This is a genomic window from Bacteroides sp. MSK.18.37 (genome assembly GCF_019129155.2).
GTDB lineage: Bacteria > Bacteroidota > Bacteroidia > Bacteroidales > Bacteroidaceae > Bacteroides > Bacteroides ovatus.
Genome location: NZ_JAHOIB020000001.1, coordinates 3,281,643 through 3,304,442, shown reverse-complemented (window position 1 = coordinate 3,304,442; position 22,800 = coordinate 3,281,643). Strand labels below are relative to the sequence as shown.

Sequence of the window (22,800 nt, the reverse complement as noted above, 5' to 3'; positions counted from 1 at the left end):
TTTTTTTTATTACAAATATAATTGTATCCATATTTCCATCAAAGAATTTCTTACTAATAGAACATTTTTAATGGAAAAATGAATATAATATTCCCTTATCCAGCAACTACTATTCTAAATCACATAGTAAAAAAAGGGTTTTAGAACATTCCGCATGTGCAAATGGAAACGTGTTTCTCATTGGGTTTGATGAAATTTGCAAAAGCTAAAGTTTAAGACAATGAAAAGATTATTTATGTATTTGAGTGCGGGAATTATTATTCTTGCATCAGCCTCCTGTAAAACAGATTCAGGAAGAAAAGAAAGCTCTTCTGTACTGGTTAAAACATTAACAGTAGGAAATAAAGACAGCGTTGAGTATGTCAAATACTCTGGAGTTATAAATTCGGAGAAAGAAGTGACCATAGCTTTTAAGGTCAATGGCCAGATTGCATTCTTACCTGAAAATGAAGGAATGAGTTTCCGTAAAGGCAGTATTATAGCAACATTGGACAAGCATGATTTTGAAGTCCAGTATAATGCTGCAAAAGCTGTATTCGAACAATCGGAAAAAGAGACGAAACGCATACAAGCCTTGTTTGAGAATAACACAGTTTCTCCAAACGATTATGAGAAAGTCATTGCCGCAAACAAAGTGGCAGAGGCCAAGTTCAATGCTGCTGAAGATGCTTTGAGATACACGGAAATAAAAGCTCCATTTGACTGCTTTATATCAGATATTTTCAAAAACAGCGGAGAGATAGTTTCTGCCGGAATGCCCGTTTTGCTTCTGAAACAGGAAGGTGGGTACAAGGCGGACATAAGTATGGCATTAAAAGATTATAGCAGATTGAAAAATCTTATATATGCAGAACTTGTGTGCGGTAATCTATCTACCGCAATAACATTAAAAGCCCAAAACCGCAATGCATCAAACGGACAACTATACAATGTTTCCTTTGACATACCATCAGAATTTTCCAAAGTCCTGTCAGTCGGTATGAATGTAGATATAAGATTAGCATATTCAAGCACAACCCCATCATTATCATTGCCTGCATCAGCTTTATTTCAGGATAAAGGGAACACATGCGTATGGAAGATCAATAATGGGAAGGCTGCTTGTACACCCGTTAAATTAATACGGATAGAAAGAGAAACGGCATTTGTAAGAGGGTTGGAACCTCACGACAGAATAGCCATAACCGGAATCCATAGTTTGTCTGAAGGGCAGACCGTGGAAGAAATGAAAAAAGTGTCATCAACCAATATAGGAGGAATGCTATGAAAAGTATGGCGGAATATGCCTTGGAAAACAAGGCCCTGATCAAGCTGTTTATAGCTTTCCTCGTTATCGGCGGTCTATGGTCTTTCTACTCCATGAGCAAAATGGAAGATCCGGAAATAACGGTCAAACAGGCTTTGGTCATGACTGTGTATCCTGGTGCAACTGCGCATCAGGTTGAACTTGAAGTGTCTGACAAGCTGGAAAAGGCAATACGTCAGATGGGAGATATAGACTATATTGAATCAAAATCACTGAACGACCTGTCTCTTATAAAGGTAGTTCTGAAAACAACTGTACCCAATGGCGAATTGGAACAAAAATGGGATATATTGAGAAAAAAGATTGTCGATGTTCATACCCAATTGCCTACCGGTGCCTCAGTACCAATGGTACTTGATGACTTCAGTGCTGTCTATGGAATGTTCTATACGTTAACGGCTGATGGTTTTTCAGACAGTGATATGATACGATACACAAATTTCATTCAGCGTGAACTTATTAACATAGAAGGTATAAGAAATGTCCAGATATATGGAACTGCAACACCTTGTATAAATATCAATATAGATAGTAAAGAAATGGCCCGTCTGGGAATTTCTCCAATTGAAATACTGATGACGCTGCAAGATCAGAACAGGACAGTATATAGTGGCTTCTTTAATAGTGGCGATGAGCGTATGAAGGTTATGGTACCCGGAAACTTTCGAGATCTGGAAGATATTAGAAATCTGGTTCTGAAAGGTCATGACGGTAATACGTTCACTCTTGGAAATATAGCTGATATCGAGGAGGACTATGAGAAACCGCAGCGTAACAAAATGAAATATGACGGTAAAAGGGCTTATGGTATTGCAATAGCCATGGAATCAGGCTATGATATTCTAAAAATCGGAAATACTGTAACCGAAAAGATTGAAGAGCTGGAAAACGGACTTCCGTCAGGGTTCAAGTTCAACAAGGTTTTTTACCAGCCTGAGCGTGTAAGTGATGCCATTGATACATTTATTGTAAATCTTATAGAATCAGTACTTATCGTTATAGTTATTCTTATGCTTACCATGGGATTCAGAAGTGGTGTCATCATAGGAACAGGACTGGTAATTACAGTTTTGGGATCTTTTGTAGTCCTATATTTCTTTGATGGAACTCTTCAGAGAGTGTCTTTAGGGGCATTTATAGTTGCCATGGGTATGCTTGTGGATAACGCAATAGTGGTTGTGGATGGTATTTTGGTTGACAGTGCGCGTGGTATGAAAAAGCCTCAGTCACTTGTTCACACGGCTAATATCACGGCACGTCCGCTTTTGGGAGCTACCCTTATTGCTATCATAGCTTTTATGCCGGTTTCGCTGTCCCCGGATATGGCCGGAGAATATGCCCGCGACTTATTTATCGTATTGGCCGTATCTCTGCTTCTCAGCTGGATTCTGGCACTGGTACATGTCCCGATTCATTCAGAACATTATTTGAAGATTAAGACGGCAGATGACAATACAAATATTTTCAATACACCATTATACAGAAAATTTCGCGGTATGCTTACTTTCCTGCTGCATCATAAAGCCGGGACTATTATCGGAATTGTACTGCTGTTAATTGTCAGTGTTTGCTGTTTCAGTTTTTTACCACAGACATTTTTCCCGGATCTGACATACAACCAGATTTATATGGAATATAAGATGCCGGAGGGAACACGTATCGAGAAGGTTGAAAAAGATCTGGAAGAAATAGAGAGGTATCTCAAGACAAATCCGGCCATAACGCACGTAACCACATCTCTCGGAGGCACGCCGGCGAGATACAACCTTGTACGTTCAGTAGCTGATCCAAGTCTTCGATACGGAGAATTGATTATCGATTTCAAAAGCCATAAGGACATAGACAACTGTATGCAGGATTTACAGGAATATATGAACCGTCATTATCCTGATGCCTTTATCCGGCTAAAGAAATATAACACTATGTATATGGAATTTCCTATAGAAATTCTGGTCTCCGGCCCAGATCCGGGAGTTCTGAAGGAATTGAGAAACAAAATTCAGGATATTATGCGGGAGGAACCTTCTGCAATGCTTATTACAGATAATTGGGATGATCCAGTCATCAACATGGACATTAACTTCAACCAGCATAATGCCCGAAGAGCAGGACTTGGAAAAACAGATATTGGATTGTCATTGCTCTCAGTAACAGAGGGTATTCCTGTAGGTTCTTTATATGATGGCAGTATATTAAAAAATATTTACCTGAAGAACATAGGATATAACAGTCTCGAAGATGTTACTGTCAATTCTATGCTGCCTAATATTACTGCTGTGACAGAAGAGGAAAGTATCCAGCGAATGCTTATGAACCCTGAACGGAAACAGTTGTTGATAGACAGGTTGACATCCGGAAGGCCTGTTAAAGAAATATCGGACAGTATCAGCTTTGAATGGAAAGATCCAGTCGCCTACCGTTATAACGGACAGCGTGCTGTCATAGTCCAGTGTAATAATGCCTACGGATTTACCGCTGAAGATACACGCCTTGCTCTTGAAAAGAAAATTAATGAACGAATTGACTTCCCTGACGGCTATTCCATGAAATGGCTGGGTGAGTATAAGGCAAGTACAGATTCTAACAAGTATCTTTTCAGAAGTCTGCCCATAGCGGTCATATTCATGTTTGCGGTTTTGGTATTTCTATTCAGGGATTTCAAGAAACCGTTAATTATTTTTCTGTGTCTTCCGCTTGCATACATAGGTATTGTAATGGGCATTTTCGTCAGTGGAAAGCCTTTCAGTTTTGTTGCTGTTGTAGGAGCTTTGGGATTGATAGGTATGATGATAAAAAATGGAGTTGTACTTATAGATGAGATAACTGCTCAGATCAAGACTGGCGTTGAGCCTGTTGAAGCCCTGTTGTCAGCTTCTTCATCCAGATTAAGACCGGTAATGATGGCTTCAGGAACTACTATCCTTGGTATGATACCTCTGATTTCAGATGCTATGTTTGGTCCTATGGCTGTAGCCATTATGGGAGGCCTTCTTGTTGGTACAATCATTACATTAATGATTATTCCTGTATTCTATGCTTTATTCTTCAATATTAAATGTGATTAAAATGAAAAGACTTTTATCAGGCATATTTATAATCCTGCTATCATCGTTCAGTTATGCTCAAAGAGTATTCACTCTTGATGACTGTTGCAGGATTGCGGTAGAGAACAATAAAAAGATGAAACTGTCAGATTTTTCGATAAAGCAGGCAGAACTTCAAGAAAAGAATGTGGTAGCAGGTTTTCTTCCTAAACTGTCCGCATCGGGAGGCTATCTTTATGCCAATAAGGATTTTTCGATGGAACTTGCCCCTTCTTTATCTGCGGCCCTTGATATAAGCAATACTTATTTTGCAGGTGTACAGCTTGAACAGCCAGTTTATATGGGTGGCAAAATTATTGCGGCAAGGAATATGTCGGAAATTGGCACAAACATGGCTGTACTGAACCGGAAAAAGAACGATTCCGAAATCCGTATAGAAACGGAAGAAGCATACTGGAATGTAATTAAGGCCAAGGAACTATATGAGGTTTCAATCAAATACAAGAACCTTGTGGAAGAGCTCTTTAATAATATTGAAAAGATGAGTAAAACTGGTATGTCACCCAGAAATGAATTGCTCAAAGTACAGGTGAAACTGAACGAAGCTAATCTTTCCATGAAAAGAAGCGAAAATGCAATCAGACTGTCGAAAATGGCTTTATGTCATATAATGGGAATTCCTCTGACTGATGATATTGAAATCTCAGGAACCATAGAATTTGAACCGGCAGTATTCCGAAATGATGAATTCATAATAGAAAACCGTTCTGAATATAAGTTGTTGTCTGAAAATATCAATCTGAAGAGAGAGCAGATAAAGTATGTAAGAAGTGATTATTTGCCAAGAATAGGACTTGTTGCCGGATATAATTATATAGATGGAGTTAGAATGAATGGACATAAGTTTCTGAAAGATGACATATTTTCTGTAATGTTGGCTGTAAAGATTCCTCTTTTCCATTGGGGAGAAGGACACAGAAAAATAAAATCTGCAAAAATTGAATTGCAGAAAGCAGAGGTCATGCGGGATGAAATGATTGAAAAGATGCAATTGGAAGTTACAAGAAACTATAATATTCTGAATGAAGCTGAACTGGAGGTCGAACTTACTGAAAATGCTTTCAGTTATGCAGAGGAGAATTTGCAGGAAAGCAGCAAAAGCTTTGAAACAGGTATGGAAACATTGGCTAATTTTCTGGAAGCACAAGCCAGTTGGCAGAAAGCATATTTTGAGGTTATATCTGCAAAAACCAATTACCATATTGCAAAATCTAAATACTTAAATTCTATTGGTGGCTTATGAAATCAGATTCAATTGAAACAATAACAGCTGAAATAAAAAGGCTTCTATATAAAGAAAACAGGATAAGTATTAATGATATAATGAAAACAATTCATTATCCGCATGACATGGTACTTATCGCAATAGGTTATATTTTACGTGAGGATAGTATATACTTTAATGAGCAGAATATGATACTTGAGTATAAAACATTTTATTTCTGACTACCATATTTTTATTCATTATGTAATTTGAAACTATAAAAACAAGTATGAGGAAACAAATATCCCTACATCTTAAAATTCTGTCGGGCTATCTCATACTGGGACTGCTCGTACTGGGTATCATCACGGCCGTATGGTACGAAAAGCAGGTATTTGAGCAGGCAGAGGCAGAGGAACGCAGCCTGCTCATGCAGCGTGCTGCCGCCAGCGAAGCATACCGGGGACTGATCACACTGTTTCTGGACAATGACCGCGCAATGCTGTGGGACGACTCGGACATGGATACATACGACCGGCGGGAATCGCACACAATGGAGGTGATAGACCGGCTGAAAGGCTACTACGGAGAACCGGCACAGACGGCAAGGATAGACACGGTAGTAAGGCTGCTGCACGAGAAACGCAGGCTGATCGAGCGGATGGTGGATATGCCGACCACGGTGTACCGCATGGACAGCCTGCTGGAACGCCACCTGCCCGGACTGGAGCAGACGGCATCGGTACGGACAACGACAGTGACGGAACGCACCGAATCGGAAGAGGAAAAGAAACGGGGCGGGCTGTTCGGCCTGTTCCGCAAGAAAAAGAAAGAAGAACCGGCACGCACCGGGTATCCGCCCTTGCAGGCCGAAAGGCAGGAGAATGGGCTTCTGAACCGGAGCAAATAACAAAGAAAACAACAGTAACATCAAAAAAAAGAAAAAGTATGGACATTCAGATTACAAAATCCCAGCTCAGACTGCTTTGCGGCGGTCTGATAGGACTTGCATCACTGGTGATGCAGGCATGTGACATGGAACAGGACAAGGACGTGCGCGAAAGCATCTGCGGTAACTGGGAAAGCGTGGAAAGCAAACCCGACCTGCTCATCTACAAGGAAGGAAATGCGTACAAGGTGACCGTATTCAAACGCAGCGGCATAAGCCGCAAGCTGAAGCCGGAAACCTATCTGCTGCAGATGGAAGACAACGGAAACCTGTTTATGAATACCGGATTCCGCATAGATGTGGCGTACAATGAGGAAACGGACATCCTGACCTTCTCGCCGAACGGGGACTATATAAGGGCCACTCCCGCAGCAGACAACGCGGAAGACAGACAATGAAACCGATAATGACCACTAAATCCAAAGAAAGAAAATGAGAATAAAAATTCTGACAATCTTCTGCCTGTGCCTGCTTTATGCAGGCAGGGCAAGCGCACAATGGGCGGTCATAGACCCGTCCAACATTGCGCAAAGCATCATAAACACCTCGAAGAATGTGGCGCATACCTCGACCACCGCAACGAATATGGTCAAGAACTTTCAGGAGACCGTCAAGATCTACGAGCAGGGAAAGAAGTATTATGACGCGCTGAAATCGGTGAACAATCTTGTAAAAGACGCCAGAAAGGTGCAGCAGACCATTCTGATGGTGGGCGACATCACGGACATCTATGTGAACAGTTTCCAGAAGATGATGCGTGACGAGAACTTCACCGTGGAGGAACTCGGAGCCATCGCGTTCGGATATACCAAGCTGCTTGAGGAAAGCAATGACGTGCTGACGGAACTGAAGAACGTGGTGAACATCACCACACTCTCGATGACGGACAAGGAACGCATGGACGTGGTGGAACGCTGCTACTCGAAAATGAGAAGATACAGGAACCTTGTCGGCTATTATACCAACAAGAACATTTCGGTAAGCTATCTGCGTGCGAAAAAGAAAAACGACCTTGACCGCGTGCTGGGTCTTTACGGCAGTATGAACGAAAGATACTGGTAGCCTATGGAGTTCGACAACCTTCACCAGATTCTCCGCTCGCTCTACGAGCAGATGATGCCGCTGTGCGCCGACATGGCGGGCGTGGCGAAAGGCATCGCCGGGCTGGGCGCGCTCTTCTATGTCGCCTACCGGGTATGGCAGTCGCTGGCGAGAGCCGAACCGATAGACGTCTTCCCGATGCTCCGTCCCTTTGCCGTCGGTCTGTGCATCATGTTCTTCCCTACGGTGGTGCTTGGCACGATAAACAGCGTCCTCTCGCCCGTCGTGCAGGGTACGGCGAAACTGCTCGAAACGCAGACTTTGGACATGAACAAGTACCGTGAGCAGAAGGACAGGCTGGAATACGAGGCGATGGTGCGCAATCCCGAAACCGCCTACCTCGTGTCCAACGAGGAGTTTGACAAGCAACTGGAGGAATTGGGCTGGTCGCCCTCCGACATGGTGACGATGGCGGGGATGTATATCGACCGGGGGATGTACAAGATGAAGAAGGGCATCCGCGACTTCTTCCGCGAGATACTGGAACTGATGTTCCAAGCCGCCGCCCTCGTGATAGACACCATCCGCACGTTCTTCCTCGTGGTGCTGGCGATACTCGGTCCGATAGCCTTCGCCATATCGGTGTGGGACGGCTTCCAAAGCACGCTCACGCAGTGGATATGCCGCTACATTCAGGTCTATCTGTGGCTGCCCGTGTCGGACATATTCAGCACCATACTCGCCAAGATTCAGGTGTTGATGCTCCAGAGCGACATCGAGCGCATGCAGACCGACCCCAACTTCTCGCTGGATTCCAGCGACGGGGTGTATATCGTGTTCATGATAATCGGCATCATCGGCTACTTCACCATTCCGACGGTGGCGGGCTGGATCATTCAAGCCGGGGGCATGGGCGGCTACGGGCGCAACGTGAACCAGATGGCGGGACGCGCCGGAAGCATGGCGGGCAGCGTGGCGGGTGCTACCGCAGGCAACATGGTCGGACGTGCCGGGAAACTGCTGAAATAATCAATGTGCAATTATAAACGGAAAAAGTAAAATGGAATTCAAGTCACTCAAAAACATCGAATCATCGTTCAGGCAGATACGCCTGTTCGGTATCGTCTTCCTCTCGCTGTGCGCCGTGATAACGGTATGGAGCGTGTGGAGTTCCTACCGCTTCGCGGAGCGGCAGCGTGAAAAGATCTATGTGCTGGATAACGGCAAGTCGCTGATGCTGGCACTCTCGCAGGACCTCTCGCAGAACCGTCCGGCGGAAGCGAGGGAGCATGTGCGCCGCTTCCACGAGCTGTTTTTCACGCTCTCGCCCGAAAAGAGCGCGATAGAACACAACGTGAAGCGTGCGTTGCTGCTGGCGGACAAGAGCGTGTACAACTACTATTCGGACTTCGCCGAGAAAGGGTACTACAACCGCATCATCGCCGGTAACATCAACCAAGTGCTGAAAGTGGACAGTGTGGTGTGCGACTTCAACGGCTATCCCTACCGTGCCGTGACCTACGCCACGCAGAAGATCATCCGGCAGAGCAACGTCACAGAGCGCAGCCTCGTGACCACTTGTCGCCTCTTGAACTCGTCTCGTTCGGACGACAACCCCAACGGGTTCACCATCGAGGGATTCACCATCATCGAGAACAAGGATTTACAAACCATCAAAAGGTAAACGGATATGAAGAAAATCAAGAAATCATTTTGGGGCGCATATTGGAAACTCCATGACAAAAAGAAAATGCTGGTGGCAAGGCTCAGGGGCTATCTGGACGGTTTGCCGCCGAAGACACGCAGGCGCATCGTGCTGGCAATGCTCGCCGCATTCGCCACGCTTGCCCTCTACACTTTCGGTAAAGCCGTCTATGACATCGGCAGGAATGACGGTAGCCGGATGGTGACAGACCATGCCGGACAGGTGGAACTGTCCGTACAGCAAAAAACGGAAAATCACTTAATACCTTATTTATATGGAACAGACAAAGAACGAAACGAAGATTGAGAACAAGACGGAGAGCAAGCCCGAAAACAAGACGGCTCCCGGCAACGACAAGCCGAAGAAGGAGCGCAAGCCGCTGACCGAAGCCCAACGGCTGAAACGTCAGAAAATGATAGTGCTTCCCGCTATGGTGCTGGTATTCATCGGGGCGATGTGGCTGATATTCGCCCCGTCCTCCGGCAAGGAGCAGGAACCGGGAACAAGCGGCTACAACATCGAGATGCCCGACGCGGACAAGGAGAACCGCCGGATTATCGGTGACAAGGCGAAAGCCTACGAGCAGGGGGCAATGGAGGAACGGCAGGAGAACCGCAGCCGCGCCATGCAGCAGTTGGGCGACCTGTTCGACCGCGAAACGGCGGCAGCGGATGGGGACAGCGACTTCGACCTTGCCAATCCCGGCGGAACGGAAGAGGCGGTGAAGCCCGCGCCGAAAACCATCCAGTCCTCGGCAGCTGCCTACCGTGACCTCAATGCCACACTCGGCAACTTCTACGAGCAGCCGAAGAACGACAATGCGGAGATGGACGAACTGCTGGAACGCATCGCCACGCTCGAATCCGAACTGGAAAGCGGAAAAGAGAGAAGCTCCACGATGGACGAGCAGGTGGCACTCATGGAAAAATCCTACGAGCTGGCGGCGAAGTACATGGGCGGTCAGAACGGCACGCAGGCGGCGGGACAGACCACAGAGCCGTCCCCCGTGCAGAAAGCCGGAAAGAATACGGCAAAACCCGTCAGGCAGGTGACGCATCAGGTGGTGTCCTCGCTCGGACAGCCCGTGAGCAATGCCGAATTTGTCGCTTCCTTCTCGCAGGAACGCAACCGCAGTTTCAACACGGCGGTGGGCATTACAACCGTATCGGACAGGAACACCATACCGGCATGTGTCTATGGGGCGCAGAGCGTGACGGACGGGCAGGCGGTCAGGTTGCGCTTGCTGGAGCCGATGGCGGTAGCAGACCGGATCATTCCCCGTAATGCGGTGGTGGTCGGCGCAGCCAAGATTCAGGGCGAACGGCTCGCTATCGAAATCACCTCGCTGGAACACGACGGTACGGTTATCCCGGTGGAGTTGGAGGTCTATGACACGGACGGACAGCCCGGCATATTCATCCCCAACTCGATGGAGATGAACGCTGTCCGGGAGGTTGCCGCCAACATGGGCGGCTCGCTGGGGAGCAGCATCAACATCTCCACCAATGCCGGGGCGCAGCTCGCCTCCGACTTGGGCAAGGGGCTGATACAAGGCACGAGCCAGTATATAGCCAAGAAGATGCGCACCGTCAAAGTGCATCTGAAAGCCGGGTACAGGGTCATGCTCTATCAAGGAGTGAATTAAGGAAATAATCAAATTTTTATTTACCACTAAAAATCCAAAGTAAAATGAAAAAAGTAATCATGATGTTTGCCCTCGCTATGGGCATCGCAACTGCCAACGCGCAGGAAAACGTAACCGTTGGGCAAAGCAACGGAAGTGACCAACCGACCTTGACAAAGGAGGTCTATCCGCAGAAGGAGGCGGACGGCGACCTGTATCACGGTCTGACGAGAAAGCTGGGCTTTGACCGCATGGTTCCCCCGCACGGCTTGGAAGTGACCTACGACAAGACCGTGCATGTCATCTTCCCGGCGGAGGTGCGCTATGTCGATTTAGGCTCGCCCGACCTGATCGCGGGCAAAGCCGACGGAGCGGAGAACGTCATCCGTGTGAAGGCAACCGTGAGGAACTTCCCGAACGAAACCAACATGTCTGTCATCACGGAGGACGGGAGTTTCTACACCTTCAACGTGAAGTACGCCGCCGAGCCGCTGCTGCTCAATGTGGAGATGTGCGACTTCATCCATGACGGCGAGGCGGTGAACCGCCCGAACAACGCGCAGGAAATCTACCTGAAAGAGCTGGGCAGCGAAAGCCCGATGCTGGTGCGCCTTATCATGAAGTCCATCCACAAGCAGAACAAACGTGAGGTGAAGCATATCGGCTGCAAGCGTTTCGGCATCCAGTACCTTCTGAAAGGCATATACACGCACAACGGGCTTCTGTATTTCCACACGGAAATCAGGAACCAGAGCAACGTGCCTTTCGATGTGGACTACATCACATGGAAAATCGTGGACAAGAAGGTGGCGAAGCGTACCGCCGTGCAGGAGCGTGTCATCCTGCCGCTCCGCGCACAGAACTACGCCACGTTCGTGCCGGGCAAAAAAAGCGAGCGCACGGTCTTCACGATGGCGAAGTTCACCATCCCCGACGGCAAGTGCCTCGTGGTGGAGCTGAACGAGAAGAACGGAGGTCGCCACCAGTCTTTCGTGATCGAAAATGAGGATTTGGTACGTGCAAACACGATTAACGAACTCCAAGTGCGCTGACCATGAGAAAGCACATCGCAATAATCATCGCGTCGCTTGCACTCTTCACGGGGCAGGCGCACGCCCAGCGATGCCTGCCGAAGATGCAGGGTATCGAGGTCAGGGCGAATCTGGCAGACGGCTTCAAACCCGGCGGTAACGACGGCGGGTACAGTTTCGGGGCGGCTCTCTCCACCTACACGAAGAAGGGTAATAAATGGGTGTTCGGAGGTGAGTATATTCTGAAGAACAACCCCTACAAGGACACTTCCATACCTGTGGCGCAGTTCACGGCGGAAGGCGGCTACTATTTCAAGATACTTTCCGATGCCCGTAAAATCGTGTTCGTCTATGCGGGGGCTTCGGCTCTCGCCGGGTATGAATCGGTGAATTGGGGCGAAAAGGTGCTGCATGACGGCTCGACACTGCATGACCGGGACGCCTTCGTCTATGGCGGTGCGCTGACGCTGGACGTGGAGTTTTACGTGGCTGACCGTATCGCCCTGCTCGCCAACCTCCGGGAGCGTTGCCTGTGGGGTGGCGACACGAAGAAATTTCATACGCAGTGGGGCATGGGTATAAAGTTCATCATCAACTGATGCGCCGCATGGAACGGACGGATATAGACACTATGAGGCAAATATCCCTCGCGGACTTTCTCGCACGGTTGGGACATGAGCCTGTCCGAAGGAGCGGAAACGAGCTGTGGTATCATGCGCCATACCGCAATGAGCGCACGCCCTCTTTCCGCGTGAACGTGGCGAAACGGCTCTGGTACGACTTCGGCTTGGGCAAGGGCGGTGACATCTTCAATCTTGCCGGAGAGTTTATCCACAGCCGTGATTTTCTCGCACAGGCAAGGTTCATATCGGAAAGTGCCGGTGTGCCTATGGTGCAGCCGGATGCTTCCACCTTCAGGAAAAAGACTCCCGAACCGTCCTTTGAGGACGTGGAGGTCTTGCCCCTGCGGTATCAGGCTTTGAAGAAATATCTGGTGGAACGTGGCATATCTCCCGATACAGCGTCCTTTTACTGCTGCCAGTTGAACTACTACGTCCACAAGAAGAAATATTTCGCCGTCGGCTTCTCCAATGTGTCCGGCGGTTATGAACTCCGGAACCGGCTTTTCAAAGGGTGCATACCGCCCAAAGACGTATCCCTGATAAAGCGGAAGGACGGGCAGGCTGAAAGTTGCAGCCTTTATGAGGGCTTCATGGACTTCCTGTCCGCCGTGACGCTCGGCATGGCGGAGGACGGCGACAGCCTTGTCCTGAACTCGGTCGCCAATGTGGACAGGAGTTTCCGTTATCTGGACGGTTACGAAAGGATACGGTGCTACCTCGACAACGATGAAGCCGGACACCGGACGGTGGAAAAACTGCGGATGCGGTACGGTGAGAAAGTGTCGGACTGCCGTGGGTTATACAAAGGCTGCAAGGACCTGAACGAGTATTTGCAGCAACGGATAAACAAACAGAATAACAACAAACTTAAAATCAGATAAGATGATGAAGATTATGAACAATAACAGCAACAGAGGCAAATCAATTTTCAAGGCAGTGGCAGTCTGCATGGCTGTCCTGGCTGCGGGACTTTTTGCGTCCTGCGATGACGATATGGACATACAGCAGAGCTACCCGTTTACGGTGGAAACCATGCCGGTCCCTCACGATGTGGCAAAGGGGCAGACCGTGGAAATCCGCTGTGAGATGAAGAAGGAGGGCAATTTTGCCAATACACTCTATACGATACGTTACTTCCAGTATGAAGGTAAAGGGACACTGAAGATGGACAACGGTACGGTATTCCTGCCGAACGACCGTTACCTGCTGGAGAACGAGAAGTTCCGTCTGTACTACACCTCGCAATGCGATGAAACACAGAATTTCATAGTGGTCGTGGAGGATAACTTCGGCAACTCCCATGAAATGGAGTTTGATTTCAACAACTCCAACACTTCAGAAACGGAAAGCGACAGTGTGCCAGCCGTCAGTCCGTCCACTTCCAAACAAATCCGTGAATGAGGTACAGGATGTTGTTACTGCTCTGTTTCCTTTCGTTGGGCTGCACTTTGTCGGCACAGGAACCTGAAAGGGAAACAGCCAAGGAAGCAAGGATTTTCAGGTTGCCGGAATTTGAGAGGGCATTTTTGTGTGTGCGCTATTTTGAGGGTTGGCACTCGGAAAAGAACCATCCTTATGTCGGCTGGGGGCATTGCCTCCAGCCGGGCGAGAAATACTCGGCACGCACCATGACAAGACAGCAGGCTGACGAGCTGCTGCGGAAAGACCTTCGGAAGTTTTGCGCCATGTTCCGGCATCTGGGAAAGGATTCGCTGCTCCTGGGTACATTAGCTTATAATGTGGGACCGTTCCGGCTCTTGGGCAGCGGAAAGATACCCAAAAGCAAGCTGATCCGAAAACTGGAAGCCGGTGACAGGGACATCTATGAGGAGTATATATCCTACTGCCACTACAAGGGACGGAAAATCCGCTCGATAGAACGGCGACGGAAAATGGAATTTCTGCTGCTGTTCAAGAGGTAGCAGTAAGGGAGAGCTTCACCCAAATGGTGGGGTTCTCCCTTGTCATTTTCCGGAAAGGTTTTGCTTTGCTCCGGGAAAAGACCTAATTTTGTATCACTTTTTTTGAAACAGAAAAACAATCATGGAAAATTGTATGGCAAAAGCGGCGGATGCCTTTCTGACAGGGCGTCCGTATGGCATACGTCTTGACTTCAAACACAAGGGTTTCGCTCTTTTCAACTACAACATGAACGAGCTTGGCAACCATCTTCCCGGCAGACTGGAAACGCTTCCGCTGGAGGATTTTGACGTGGAGGATATTCCGCTGTGCGGGGAGCGTATTGTCCGAAAGGAAAACATAACGGACATCTTCTTCTATGACGAGAAGAGCAACCCGTATTCGGACAACCGTGTGGATATGAAGAAACTGAAAGCATACAACAAATATATCTATCCGCTTTCACTTATTCTGAATAGAAATCTGTAAGATGGAAACAAAAAAGACTTCCGTTAGTGGAAGTCTTTGGAACAGCGGTTTCTTTGCTACTTTCTTTGTCCGCCTTCTGCTCACCGAAAGAAAGTAGGGCGGCTCTCGCCGCCTCTGCCTAAAGTCGGGTGTAAAGTCCCGTTACATCCGTGAAAATCTGCTGGAGCATATCAAAGTACACTCCCTCGTATTTGGCTATCTCCTTGACCTTGATGTCCGCATACTTCGTCAGTGTCTGACGATAGAAATACATGGTGTATGTATCCGTGTCTTCATCCAATATGATTTTCAGTCTGTTGGCTGACGTCTTGTTCCTTGCAAGGCTCATTTGTAGTCCGTTGCCCAAATTGATATAGTTACGGCTTCCCGTCATGACGGTAAATCCATGACCGCCCAACTGCTGTAAGATTGTATTCGCTATCATCTGTATATGAATTTAAGTTATTGTCAATGGGTGGCTTTTGCCACCCGATTTTTTTATACGTTCATGCTCTGCCTTATATGCTCCAATGTGCGCTCGGCAATGGGGCGTGTTTCCTCCGTCCAAAGGTCATAGTCATGTACGGATATTCCCACACTCTGCAAGTCACGGATATAGCCGGACACATAATCTCCTGTAGGGAGGTAAACGAACTGCATCCATGCGTCCCTGCTGTCTGTCAATATAAAATAGTATTTCATGCTCTTTCTGTTTTATGGGTTATCTGTTTCGGGTGCGGGCGGTATTGTGTACCGCCACACCTTTAGTATTCTTTCATTTCGGCAATGGGGGTATATTTTCTGAGCCATTCCACCACATGCACCATGTTGTATTCTGAAGTGATGACTGCCGTATGTTCGCTTATCGGGGTCATTCTTGTACTTTCGTAGCTCTCTATCCACTCCTTTAGTGTTGCCACATCACAAGTATCGGTACACATCATATCCAAAATTCTGATAGGGTCGCTGAATGTCACAATCAAAGTATCATAGTATGCTGTCATAATCTGTCCTCCTTTCCTTTTATCCATTCGTCACGCAGGTGTCTGCACTCCTCCAGTGTCGGTCTCACGCAAGAGAAAAGTTCTCCGTCCGTGTGTCGGTAATCATATTGGAAAAGGGTTGTTCTTTTCCGTCTGATAGTCGTTTGGTACTTTTCGTACTTCTCAGTACCTGCCGTCTGGCAGGTACTCACTCCGTTGATGGTCATTCTTGTTGTCATGGTAGTCATTTATTAAAATTCAACAATCAGCAGTCGGTTCTCCATTACCTTTTCGGGGTCGGTTATCATCCTTTGGGCTACCCAAAGGTGATGTGCTCCGAAGCCGTAGGCGAACAGCCTTCCGAAGTTCTCGTTTTCTGAAAGTTTCGCCATTGAATTGCGGATTTCCTTTTCGCTAAAACTCAAGGACAAGGTGTTTATCAGACTGACAAAGATGTCGGTTACTTTCTCGTCCCATAATATCAGTATGTTTTCTATCTTTATTTCCATATCATGTATATTTTGAAGTCTATAAATCAAGCCCTCATCCGCTTGCGGATAAGTTCGGCATTGCTCTCTACAAGGCTGATGATGCGGTCATGGTATTCGGTATTGGAATTACATACACCTCTGCTCTGTACCACCTTGAATGTTGTCAGTGAAACCTCTACCGTTTCAATACGTTTGCCGTCAATGGTTGCGGATAGGATAAGAGAGTCTGTCCTCTTGTGATAGCTTCCCACACAATGGTGCATCAGTTTTCCTTCAAGTTGCATTTCCGCCACACTCTCAATGACCTTTACAAGAATAAGGTTGTCGGTAAACACAAGTCCGAAGAACTTGCCTTTGGACTTCAGATAATTCTTTTCGTCCTTGACCAACTGCTCCCTGCGTTGCTCCGCTCTTTCCCTTTCAATCTGTTCTTCACGTTTTCTGACAAGTCGGTCATGTACCTTTTTCAAGTCTGTCGGACAAACATATTTTGGGCAGTGGGTGTCTTTCCCGAAATGTCGGAGCAGTCTTACAAGGTCACACCACATGGAGGCATCCGCAATATGATAGCCGTTTCGGATACAGATTTTTATGGAGTTCCAATATTCATGTAAATTGATATTTGAAATGACGGCATATCTGAACATTTCTGTCTGTCCCGCTTTAAGCAGTGTTTCTTTTTTGCTGTCGGTCAGAATGGCGGTAAAAAATTCGTATGGGGTCAGTTCGTGGAATGCTCCCTTGAAGCCGTTCCGCCTTAATTCGGGAATGATGCGCATTGCCGGATAAGTCTTGTATGCGTCTATGTTGTATGCTTTCAGCATCTTGTTGCTGCGCAAATCCATATCGCTCCATTCAGTCCAAAGGTCATAGTACATCGTGTGCATGGCTCTCAGTCGGGCAATAACTTCGGTCTTTCCGTTTGGGGCAATCCACCATTGCACCACCTCCCGAATGGAATACTCTGCCTTCTGTCCCACCTTGTATGTTGCTCCTACCATAAAGTAGCGCAACACTTGATAGCCTTTTCGGGTCGTAATGATTTCATAATATGCGCTGTCCCTGAAAACTCTCTTTCGGGTATCAAGTATTTCAAGTTCCTTTCCGCAATGGGGACAGCTACAGCCACATATAGTTTCCGCAAGAGTGTGTCCGCCTTTCCAGCGGTGTCCACATTCTGAACAAGTGATAGTTCCGCCTTTTGTGCGGTAGGCATGATGCTTGAAGCAATGTTCAAAAGCGTATGCTTTCTGCTTGTCTGTCAGTTCGGGCAGTCCGCTTGACAAACGGACTACCTCTTTCTGTATGCGTGTTCTCGGTTTCATATCAAAAATCAAATAATGAGGGTTGGACTTGTGTTTCTTTTTTCGCTGTCGGCTTGTTGCGGTTCTGTAGCTTTTGGAGTTCCATCTGCTGATATTGGGCAACAGCCTTTCTTCTTGCTTCCTGCTTTTCCTCTTCTGTCAGTTCCACCACATGGTTTACAACTACTTGACATTGTATAGGCTTGCCTACTTCAATCTCGTTTTCATCGTAATAGTGAATGGCTTGTCCGTAAATCTCTCCGTCTGAAAAGCCGTTGCAACCGCTTTTCTGCACATAGTTCAGAATGTATGTGACACAATCGTCTATGTTCTTGGCAGGGTTGCGGTAGCTTTTGGCGAATAGTTCATCTTCCGCTGCTCTCTGCTCCAAAAACATCTGTATGGTTCGTTTGAAATGGTCTGTTCCTTTCATCATAATCTCAAATTTTAGTCGGGTTGTCGTTCAAATAAAGTATCTCGCAATCTTCCACTTCTGTGGGAAGTCCGAAAAGGGGGTAATGGGTGAAATAAGGCTGTGCGTTCCCTTCTTCATCTGTGAGGGGTGAAACATCTTGTACTTGCCATCGCTTCATCCATCTGTCTATTGTCTGAACTTCATCGTCTGTGAGTGCGGTTGCATCGCCATTGATGATGTAGGCTAAACTCCATGTGGGTATCTTTTCCGTTGTCCTGTTCATATCCGTTCCTTTATGTGGTCAGACAATCTCTTGTAAAATCTCCGTGTGGTATTGTGGGGGGCATTCCACCAAAAGAAAACCGATAAAATCCTTTCTCGCTTCCTTGTTGAGTTCGTGGTATAGCCTTCTTAGGGTTGAATGGTTGCCGTTGATGTAGGTTTCCACCATATACTCAAAGATGTTGTCCACCTCGTAAAATCTGCATTGCTGCGCTGCTGTCTTGCTGTATCGTTTCATAATGTTATGCTTTGGGGAGTTAATTCAAAGTGTCAGTAGCCATAGGAAAAAGCCGAAAATGGCAATGAGAAATATGATGAATACCATTACATTGATAACCATTCGGAATACTCCACAGACTATTTCTCTGATGATGTACCAAAGGATATTGACTATCCAAAGGAAACAGCGCAACAGAAATGCGAATACTGCAAGTCCAATGGATTGCGCTGTCTGTCTTATGTTCATTGCTGCTGTCATTTTGGGTGTCGTTTGTCAAGTTCTACAATTCTGTCAATTCTTCCGTACAATATCTTGCGGAGTGCCGTCTTGTCCATAGCCTTGTATTCTCTCCATTGTCCGTACTGGCTTACAAGGAATGTCCTCAGTATGTCGGAGAAGTCAAACCGCCATCCTTGCAATGGTATCGCACTTTTGAAATAGGTATTGCCGTTTACCTTTTCGGTTATCCAATTCTTTTCCTCTCTGTTCAGCACCTCGCCATTATTCACTTTCATACGAAGTCTGTAAACCTTGCACTCATGTAGGCTTTCCAATGTCGGAACTTCCCACTTCACGAATTTTGTTGCTACTGCTGCTTCCATATCCATTTATTTTTATTTTTAATGCGGATTCGAGAGCTGAGGGAGTTGAGTTTCCAACCTTATATGCCTCCCGTTTATCCGACATTTTTTTTAATGCGTCTTTCTGTCGCTTCGGTCGTTTTCGTTTCGGGTGCTTCAAAAAAGGTAGGGAGTGGGTAGAGCAAGGGTTTTCAAAGAAAAAATACTACCCGCAGGGCTGGAGATTTTTTCTAAAAACCATTGAGCATCCCAATCCCGGATTTACCTTTGCACCCAGAACGGGAACGATCCACCTGATGCGACTGCCTGAAAGACCATCAAAATGGAGGTAAACGGATGTGGAGGCATATTGGATATGAAATGTTCCGGGAAAAGAAAGAAAGGAAATGTCAAAAAAGGGATACGGCGAAAACGTGAAACCGGCAAACATTCCAAGAAAGTATGTTGCAACCGTGTGGCTAAACCTGTTTAGTTATGCGGTTGCAATTTTCTTTCCGGTTTGCCGTCATGGGTAATGGCACTTTTCATTTATGGAAGGTGTGGTTACCCATGACTTCCGTTTTCGATTAGAGGAACCGACAAAAAAAGAAAATCAACAGGTGACAGCCGTAAAAGCACCGCTTGTGGCATAAGCAAAAAAAGAAAGGGGCCTTGCATCATCAGTCTGAACATGGTTCAGGCGTGACGCAAAGCCCTTTTCTATGCTTATGCAATAGTAGGAACATGGTCGTCAATTTATTGATGATGATGTTCCTACGAATAAATTCGCTTTTACGGAAAAACTTGTCTGTGGAGCTTAAAAAGCTGGATTTTTATTTCAATATATGCCATTAAAGTGCTACTTTTGCATACGAAGAGTTCTTTGAAGGTTACGCAATGCGCAGAAGAATAAAACAGCAGATAACTAACTAATTCGTAACCTATTACTACTATGAGTTGGTAACTGCAACTCATTTTCAATCACTTAGACCTTTTTCGTAATTTCGGTTTACAAAATTACAGGTTTGCAGAAAATGTACTATAGAATAGTGTACAATTTCATAGAATTCTGTCCGACCTATTTAAAATGTAGCAGGCAACGCAAGCAACTGATACATCAGCGTTCGTGCCATGCGTATCTGTCCTTTCGTGCTGGGATGCAAACGGTCATATCCCGCATCGTAGAAATAAATCAGTTGTTCTTCCACCATCGGATTCAATCCGGTTACCGCATTAAAATCAATCACGGGAACTCCCCACACATTGCCGGCTTCTTTAACAGCCTGCACGTAGGCATCCACATATTCGCCACAACTGTTCTGGTAGTTTTCATCCGGTTGCACATTCGTTTCTCCAAAATTGGCCAGTGAACGGTGCAACGGGGTCAGCAACACAATCTGCTTGTCCGGGAAGAGTTGTTTCAGTCTATTGATTCCTATGTTGATACGTCCCTTATACGTGCTTCCATCCATTATAGGAGTGCGTTTCTTACGGGTTTCCAGCTTTTGGGTTTGCCCACGGGCTGCCATCACTTGTTCTTCTGTTTCCGTAAACCATTCTCCAATAGGTACACCGTCATTAAAATCATTCGTACCCATCAAAATCACGATAGCATCTACTTCTTCGCCGTGTTCTTTCTTCAGTTGCTCGGCTTGCCGGGGCACATCATTCCATTGCCTGCCACTGATACCATATACATAAGGAGTGATTCCCAGCCATTCCTGCAGAAAATCCCAGTATTTCTTTATCTTGTCACCATAACAGTTGGGATCTGTAATAGAGTCTCCCAAATATCCCACTCTTTTTCCTTGCCACGGGTGCCGGATGCATCCATTATTCGTTTCAACAGAGTTTGCCACTTTAGAAGATTGATTCTGTCCGCACAGAAAAGAGGAACAGAAAAACAGGATGGTACATGTGAGTAATAATTTGCTTTTCATCGGTATCATACATTAAATGAGAGATTTGTATTTAATATTCGACAAAAATAACTCAAAAAAATGTAGTTTCAATCAATTTGGCCGATCAATCTCATCCATGCAACCGGATATATAAACATATTCCTATTTGACTATTCTTGCTAAAATACAGGTTTACAGTCTTTTTTCAATCAAGTTATCATTGAGTTTTGCAGCTAAAACCCTATCTTTGTCACAAACTAAAAGAAATAATTGGATGTTTAACTCATTTTCATTCCATAAGGATTCCGTTCTGTAAATAATCTGTAAGCCTTCCTCTCATTACAGATTATCCCTTATGTTTTCTGACATACTCTTGTCAGAGTTATTTTCTATATCTAAATTTTCAAACTATTTGTATGGTCAAATGGTTGCAAGCATCATTATATGCCTCCATTCGCCGTACAACTAAAATATTAAAACAATGAGTAACGATTTTAAATCAATCCACGAATTCGATTTTACACTGATATGTAATTACTTCAAGGCATTAAAACGTCAAGGTCCCGGAAGTCCTGAAGTCACACAAAAAGCCGTAAGCTTCATCAACGAACTGTCCGACAAGGCACGAATAGCCGACATTGGCTGTGGCACAGGCGGTCAGACAATGGCATTAGCCAACTATACGAAAGGACAAATTACAGGTATCGACCTTTTCCCCGACTTTATCGAGCTATTCAACAAAAATGCAATAGAAGCCCATTGTGAAGACAGAGTAAAGGGTATCGTCGGTTCCATGGACGCTCTGCCATTTCAAGAGGAAGAACTCGATCTGATCTGGTCCGAAGGCGCTATCTATAACATAGGATTCGAACGCGGCATGAACGAATGGAACAAATTCCTGAAAAAGAACGGATTTATCGCTGTAACGGAAGCCTCCTGGTTCACCCCGGAACGTCCCTCCGAAATAGAAGACTTCTGGATGGCCAATTACCCGGAAATCGATACGATTCCAAGAAAGATAATGCAAATGGAAAAAGCAGGATATATCCCGACAGCCCATTTCATTTTACCGGAAAATTGCTGGCTTGAGCATTTTTACGCTCCCCAGTTCCCTGTTCAGGAAGCTTTTTTGAAGGAATATGCAGGAAATGACGCAGCCGCAGACCTCATCACCGGGCAACGGTATGAAGAGAGCCTATATAATAAGTATAAAGAATACTACGGCTACGTATTCTATATAGGACAAAAAAAAGATTGATTATCTGCCGGAGAAGTTAGCAAGATAGGACAACTCTCCGGCATTTATTATCCTTTACTTTGCAGAAAACATGGAGACGAAAGATATCAATAAACAGGAATATCAGTTACGGATCAATAAAGTGACCGACTATATTCACAATCACATAGACCAGCCGTTATCATTACAGAAAATGGCAGGTATCGCCTGCTTTTCTCCTTTCCACTTCCATCGCGTATTTACAATCCTGACGGGCGAAACGCCTACGGATTATATCAAACGCACCCGGATTGAAAAAGCAGCCCTATTATTAAAACGAAACAAGGAACTTTCCGCCACCGAAATCGCCCGTCTTTGCGGCTTTAGCAGCCTTTCACTTTTAAGTCGCAATTTCAGGTTGCATTTCAGTATGACGATCCGGGAGTTCCGTTCATTAAAATAAAACCCTAAAGA

The 22,800-nt window shown here is 46.0% G+C and carries 30 protein-coding genes and 1 pseudogene; 19 read left to right on the top strand and 12 right to left on the bottom strand.

Annotated features, from left to right (window positions below; genetic code table 11):
• Positions 1-220: 220 nt before the first annotated feature.
• The 17 genes and pseudogenes from KSX81_RS13195 to KSX81_RS13115 all read left to right on the top strand — a co-directional run bounded on the left by KSX81_RS13195 (position 221) and on the right by KSX81_RS13115 (position 14,975).
• On the top strand, positions 221-1,267 hold the full coding sequence (locus KSX81_RS13195) for an efflux RND transporter periplasmic adaptor subunit (RefSeq protein ID WP_217726143.1): 1,047 nt from the start codon (positions 221-223) through the stop codon (positions 1,265-1,267).
• A complete protein-coding gene (locus tag KSX81_RS13190; RefSeq protein WP_217726144.1) occupies positions 1,264-4,371 on the top strand; it encodes an efflux RND transporter permease subunit in 3,108 nt (1,035 codons plus the stop codon). Before KSX81_RS13195 ends, KSX81_RS13190 begins: the two co-directional genes overlap by 4 nt.
• 1 nt (position 4,372) lies before the next feature.
• Positions 4,373-5,653 (top strand): TolC family protein, encoded by a 1,281-nt coding sequence (locus KSX81_RS13185; RefSeq protein WP_217726145.1) that lies wholly within the window; start codon positions 4,373-4,375, stop codon positions 5,651-5,653.
• Positions 5,650-5,856 (top strand): winged helix-turn-helix domain-containing protein, encoded by a 207-nt coding sequence (locus tag KSX81_RS13180; protein ID WP_217726146.1) that lies wholly within the window; start codon positions 5,650-5,652, stop codon positions 5,854-5,856. Before KSX81_RS13185 ends, KSX81_RS13180 begins: the two co-directional genes overlap by 4 nt.
• Before the next feature lie 47 nt (positions 5,857-5,903).
• Positions 5,904-6,464, top strand: a pseudogene (locus tag KSX81_RS13175) (hybrid sensor histidine kinase/response regulator); the annotation flags it as partial.
• A gap of 98 nt (positions 6,465-6,562) precedes the next feature.
• Entirely contained in the window at positions 6,563-6,961 is a 399-nt protein-coding gene (locus KSX81_RS13170; RefSeq protein ID WP_204482190.1) for a DUF3876 domain-containing protein, read from the top strand.
• Between the two features lie 34 nt (positions 6,962-6,995).
• Positions 6,996-7,625 carry a DUF4141 domain-containing protein gene (locus KSX81_RS13165; protein WP_217726147.1) on the top strand — a complete coding sequence of 210 codons (630 nt, stop codon included), beginning with the start codon at positions 6,996-6,998 and terminating at the stop codon, positions 7,623-7,625.
• A gap of 3 nt (positions 7,626-7,628) precedes the next feature.
• Positions 7,629-8,633: a conjugative transposon protein TraJ gene (gene traJ / locus KSX81_RS13160; protein WP_005944138.1), complete on the top strand. Its 1,005-nt coding sequence runs from the start codon at positions 7,629-7,631 to the stop codon at positions 8,631-8,633.
• A 31-nt stretch (positions 8,634-8,664) separates the two neighbouring features.
• Entirely contained in the window at positions 8,665-9,288 is a 624-nt protein-coding gene (gene traK / locus KSX81_RS13155) for a conjugative transposon protein TraK (RefSeq protein WP_004308925.1), read from the top strand.
• A 6-nt stretch (positions 9,289-9,294) separates the two neighbouring features.
• A complete protein-coding gene (locus KSX81_RS13150) occupies positions 9,295-9,615 on the top strand; it encodes a TraL conjugative transposon family protein (RefSeq protein ID WP_005944136.1) in 321 nt (106 codons plus the stop codon).
• Positions 9,584-10,954 (top strand): conjugative transposon protein TraM, encoded by a 1,371-nt coding sequence (gene traM / locus KSX81_RS13145; protein ID WP_005944132.1) that lies wholly within the window; start codon positions 9,584-9,586, stop codon positions 10,952-10,954. The genes KSX81_RS13150 and traM overlap by 32 nt, the downstream gene beginning before the upstream one ends.
• Positions 10,955-10,998: 44 nt before the next feature.
• Positions 10,999-11,985, top strand: coding sequence for a conjugative transposon protein TraN (traN, locus tag KSX81_RS13140; RefSeq protein ID WP_005944129.1), 987 nt, complete (start codon positions 10,999-11,001; stop codon positions 11,983-11,985).
• A 2-nt stretch (positions 11,986-11,987) separates the two neighbouring features.
• A complete protein-coding gene (locus KSX81_RS13135) occupies positions 11,988-12,563 on the top strand; it encodes a conjugal transfer protein TraO (RefSeq protein ID WP_005944127.1) in 576 nt (191 codons plus the stop codon).
• A gap of 8 nt (positions 12,564-12,571) precedes the next feature.
• Positions 12,572-13,468 carry a toprim domain-containing protein gene (locus tag KSX81_RS13130; protein WP_332058556.1) on the top strand — a complete coding sequence of 299 codons (897 nt, stop codon included), beginning with the start codon at positions 12,572-12,574 and terminating at the stop codon, positions 13,466-13,468.
• A gap of 4 nt (positions 13,469-13,472) precedes the next feature.
• Entirely contained in the window at positions 13,473-13,988 is a 516-nt protein-coding gene (locus tag KSX81_RS13125; protein WP_204482231.1) for a DUF3872 domain-containing protein, read from the top strand.
• Positions 13,985-14,509 carry a glycoside hydrolase family protein gene (locus tag KSX81_RS13120; protein ID WP_217726104.1) on the top strand — a complete coding sequence of 175 codons (525 nt, stop codon included), beginning with the start codon at positions 13,985-13,987 and terminating at the stop codon, positions 14,507-14,509. Before KSX81_RS13125 ends, KSX81_RS13120 begins: the two co-directional genes overlap by 4 nt.
• A gap of 121 nt (positions 14,510-14,630) precedes the next feature.
• Positions 14,631-14,975 (top strand): hypothetical protein, encoded by a 345-nt coding sequence (locus tag KSX81_RS13115; protein WP_217726103.1) that lies wholly within the window; start codon positions 14,631-14,633, stop codon positions 14,973-14,975.
• Positions 14,976-15,093: 118 nt separating this feature from the next.
• On the opposite strand, the gene KSX81_RS13110 is transcribed toward KSX81_RS13115, so the two are convergent.
• The 12 genes from KSX81_RS13110 to KSX81_RS13055 all read right to left on the bottom strand — a co-directional run bounded on the left by KSX81_RS13110 (position 15,094) and on the right by KSX81_RS13055 (position 21,149).
• The gene (locus KSX81_RS13110; protein ID WP_005650230.1) at positions 15,094-15,399 is read right to left on the bottom strand and encodes a hypothetical protein; all 306 of its coding nucleotides are present in this window, start codon (positions 15,397-15,399) and stop codon (positions 15,094-15,096) included.
• Positions 15,400-15,452: 53 nt separating this feature from the next.
• A complete protein-coding gene (locus KSX81_RS13105; protein WP_021908424.1) occupies positions 15,453-15,656 on the bottom strand; it encodes a hypothetical protein in 204 nt (67 codons plus the stop codon).
• 62 nt (positions 15,657-15,718) lie between these two features.
• Positions 15,719-15,958, bottom strand: a complete 240-nt coding sequence (locus tag KSX81_RS13100) for a DUF6956 domain-containing protein (protein ID WP_217726106.1) — start codon at positions 15,956-15,958, stop codon at positions 15,719-15,721.
• Positions 15,955-16,176, bottom strand: a complete 222-nt coding sequence (locus tag KSX81_RS13095) for a DUF3873 domain-containing protein (RefSeq protein ID WP_072543831.1) — start codon at positions 16,174-16,176, stop codon at positions 15,955-15,957. Before KSX81_RS13095 ends, KSX81_RS13100 begins: the two co-directional genes overlap by 4 nt.
• 12 nt (positions 16,177-16,188) lie before the next feature.
• Positions 16,189-16,446 (bottom strand): hypothetical protein, encoded by a 258-nt coding sequence (locus tag KSX81_RS13090; protein ID WP_022232584.1) that lies wholly within the window; start codon positions 16,444-16,446, stop codon positions 16,189-16,191.
• A 26-nt stretch (positions 16,447-16,472) separates the two neighbouring features.
• On the bottom strand, positions 16,473-17,753 hold the full coding sequence (locus KSX81_RS13085) for a PcfJ domain-containing protein (RefSeq protein WP_217726102.1): 1,281 nt from the start codon (positions 17,751-17,753) through the stop codon (positions 16,473-16,475).
• A 1-nt stretch (position 17,754) separates the two neighbouring features.
• On the bottom strand, positions 17,755-18,165 hold the full coding sequence (locus KSX81_RS13080) for a PcfK-like family protein (RefSeq protein ID WP_022217992.1): 411 nt from the start codon (positions 18,163-18,165) through the stop codon (positions 17,755-17,757).
• A 7-nt stretch (positions 18,166-18,172) separates the two neighbouring features.
• On the bottom strand, positions 18,173-18,430 hold the full coding sequence (locus KSX81_RS13075; protein WP_057099066.1) for a DUF6926 domain-containing protein: 258 nt from the start codon (positions 18,428-18,430) through the stop codon (positions 18,173-18,175).
• Between the two features lie 18 nt (positions 18,431-18,448).
• Complete coding sequence (locus KSX81_RS13070; RefSeq protein ID WP_013619456.1) at positions 18,449-18,667, bottom strand: hypothetical protein; 219 nt, start codon at positions 18,665-18,667, stop codon at positions 18,449-18,451.
• Positions 18,668-18,691: 24 nt separating this feature from the next.
• The gene (locus KSX81_RS13065; protein WP_410492459.1) at positions 18,692-18,895 is read right to left on the bottom strand and encodes a hypothetical protein; all 204 of its coding nucleotides are present in this window, start codon (positions 18,893-18,895) and stop codon (positions 18,692-18,694) included.
• Positions 18,896-18,903: 8 nt separating this feature from the next.
• Positions 18,904-19,251, bottom strand: coding sequence for a hypothetical protein (locus tag KSX81_RS13060; RefSeq protein ID WP_013619458.1), 348 nt, complete (start codon positions 19,249-19,251; stop codon positions 18,904-18,906).
• Positions 19,252-20,291: 1,040 nt separating this feature from the next.
• Complete coding sequence (locus KSX81_RS13055) at positions 20,292-21,149, bottom strand: SGNH/GDSL hydrolase family protein (RefSeq protein WP_118418346.1); 858 nt, start codon at positions 21,147-21,149, stop codon at positions 20,292-20,294.
• A 442-nt stretch (positions 21,150-21,591) separates the two neighbouring features.
• Between KSX81_RS13055 and KSX81_RS13050 the strand changes: the two genes are divergently transcribed.
• Both KSX81_RS13050 and KSX81_RS13045 read left to right on the top strand, forming a co-directional pair.
• Positions 21,592-22,368, top strand: a complete 777-nt coding sequence (locus tag KSX81_RS13050; protein ID WP_004302574.1) for a class I SAM-dependent methyltransferase — start codon at positions 21,592-21,594, stop codon at positions 22,366-22,368.
• 70 nt (positions 22,369-22,438) lie between these two features.
• Positions 22,439-22,789 carry a helix-turn-helix domain-containing protein gene (locus KSX81_RS13045; RefSeq protein WP_004302575.1) on the top strand — a complete coding sequence of 117 codons (351 nt, stop codon included), beginning with the start codon at positions 22,439-22,441 and terminating at the stop codon, positions 22,787-22,789.
• Positions 22,790-22,800 lie beyond the last annotated feature (11 nt).